Raw genomic sequence first — 1,671 nt, 5'->3', positions numbered from 1 at the left:
CGCTGGTGCAGGCTGCGGCCGCGCCGATGGGCGCGGGGGCCGGGCAAGGCGAGATGTCGAGAAGCGAGGCGCTGCGCTCGCCGCAATTCCTGATCCTGCTCGCGACCAATTTCTTCTGCTGCGCCACCCATTCCGGTCCGATCATCCACACCGTCAGCTATGCGATCAGCTGCGGCATTCCGCTGGTCGCGGCGGTGACGATCTACAGCATCGAGGGATTTGCCGGCCTTGGCGGTCGCATCGCCTTCGGCCTGATGGGCGACCGGTTCGGCGCCAAGCGCGTGCTGGTCTCGGGCCTGCTGCTCCAGGCGTTCGGTGCGCTCGCTTATGTCTTCGCGCATCAGCTTGCGACCTTCTACGCGGTCGGGGCCGTCTTCGGCTTCATCTATGCCGGCACCATGCCGCTCTACGCCGTTCTCATTCGCGAGAACTTTCCGCTGCGCATGATGGGCACGGTGATCGGCGGCACAGCGATGGCCGGCAGCCTCGGCATGGCCACCGGCCCGCTTGCCGGCGGTCTGATCTACGACGCGTTCTCCAGCTACGCCTGGCTGTACATTGCCTCCTGGGCGATGGGCCTGGGCGCGTTCCTGATGGCGATGACATTCCGCCCCTTCGCGAAGCCGCAAGGGCAAGCGGCGCCGGTCGCGGCGTGAAGTCGAGATCGAGGCGCAGCGTCAGAGCTGCGCCTCGATCGTCGCCTTGTCGATCACCGACCAGACCTGTCGGATCGTTCCATCCTGGAACGCGTAGAACACGTGCTCGGCGAAGGACACGCGCTTCCCGTTGACGGCAAGTCCAAGGAACGAACCGACCGGCGTGCAATCGACTTCAGTCGCGCAGCGATCCCCGGCGGATCCGACATCAGCAGCTCGATGTCGAAGCGCAGATCCGGAATGTCGCGAAAATCCTGCTCCAGCATCGCGCGATAGCCTGACAGACCGCGCGGCCGGGCGTTGTGAGTGACCTCGTCATGCACGTATTGTCCGAGTGCCGCCCAGTCCTGCCGGTTCAGGCAGGCGATGTAGCTGCGGTAGGTGTCGGCGAGACCGCCTCTGGACATATCGAAGCCCTGCGGCTTCGACCCTAACGCACTGACATCGCGAACCGGTCCAGCTTACAGCCGCTTTTCAAAGAACAGGTCCGGATAGGGATCGTCGTTGTAGCGCGAAATCTCGCGCCAGCCCGTGGTGCGGTAGAGCTGGCCGGCCTCGGGCAGGGCGCTGTTGGTGTCGAGCCGCAATAGTGCAATGCCGAGCCCGCGCGCAGCGTCCTCGGTTGCGTCCATCAGGCGCCGACCGAGCCGCAATCCGCGCGCGGCGGGCGCGACCCACAGACGCTTGATCTCGGCGTAGCCGTGATCGGTTCCCTTCAGGCCGACGCAGCCGATCGGCAGCGTGTCCGACATCGCGACGATGAAGCTGCCGCGCGGCCGGCGCATGTCCTTGGCGTCGGGGTCGCGCGACAGCGAGACGTCGAAGCCTTGGCTGAAGCGACGGCCGAGCTCGGCATAGTATTCGCCGAGGCAGTAGCGCGCCTCCTCGCTTCGCGGGTCCAACTCCACGAGCGCGATCCGCTCGCGGGTCAGGGTGGATGCGATCAGGTCCATCGCCGCGAGCAGCGCCTCGGCTTGCGCATGTTGCGCGAGGAAGCCCTCGGCCTGCGCGTTCG

At 66.3% G+C, this 1,671-nt stretch carries 2 protein-coding genes and 1 pseudogene; 1 reads left to right on the top strand and 2 read right to left on the bottom strand.

The window, feature by feature from the left end:
- A partial coding sequence (locus MOV74_RS37585) for an MFS transporter (RefSeq protein ID WP_246932497.1) occupies window positions 1-656 on the top strand: 656 nt, incomplete at its 5' end.
- A 21-nt stretch (window positions 657-677) separates the two neighbouring features.
- Here MOV74_RS37585 and MOV74_RS37580 read toward each other — a convergent pair.
- Both MOV74_RS37580 and MOV74_RS37575 read right to left on the bottom strand, forming a co-directional pair.
- Window positions 678-1,063, bottom strand: a pseudogene (locus MOV74_RS37580) (ester cyclase).
- A gap of 54 nt (window positions 1,064-1,117) precedes the next feature.
- Window positions 1,118-1,671, bottom strand: a 554-nt coding sequence (locus tag MOV74_RS37575; RefSeq protein WP_246932495.1) for a GNAT family N-acetyltransferase, incomplete at its 5' end; no start/stop codon positions are given.

This window comes from Bradyrhizobium sp. SHOUNA76, assembly GCF_023006445.1.
Lineage (GTDB): Bacteria > Pseudomonadota > Alphaproteobacteria > Rhizobiales > Xanthobacteraceae > Bradyrhizobium.
This window is presented reverse-complemented; position numbering and strand designations above follow the sequence as displayed.